At 48.0% G+C, this 358-nt stretch carries 1 protein-coding gene; it reads right to left on the minus strand.

What is annotated here, in order from left to right; translation table 11 throughout:
* Positions 1-358, minus strand: a 358-nt coding sequence (locus JR005_RS02590; RefSeq protein ID WP_228731737.1) for an IS66 family transposase, incomplete at both ends; no start/stop codon positions are given.

A 358-nucleotide genomic window follows, 5' to 3' on the forward strand; every position in this document is an offset into this window, starting at 1 on the left:
GGATTAATGTCATGATATTGGCTGCTCGCTGACCACTGCGCAGCGAACCTGCAAATAGCCAATTCTTACGTCCCAACGCCCAGGGACGCATCTGATTTTCAATCCAATTATTGCAAATAGGTAGATTGCCATCATCCAGATAGCGGCTTAAAGCTGGCCAACGCTTCAGAGTGTAATTGATGGCCTTGGCGGTTGGAGAACTCGATGGCACAGTCAGTTGATGTTGGTTAAGCCATTCATACAGTTGTTGCATCACCGGTTGACTATGCTGTTGTCGGTATTCGCGGCGCTGTTCTGCCGTACCATCGGTCTTTTTCCTGAGTTCTGCTTCTATCGCATACAGTTTCTGAATCAGCAC

The sequence above is a fragment of the Acinetobacter sp. Colony158 genome (genome assembly GCF_019264745.1).
In the GTDB taxonomy this organism is placed as follows: Bacteria; Pseudomonadota; Gammaproteobacteria; order Pseudomonadales; family Moraxellaceae; genus Acinetobacter; species Acinetobacter ursingii.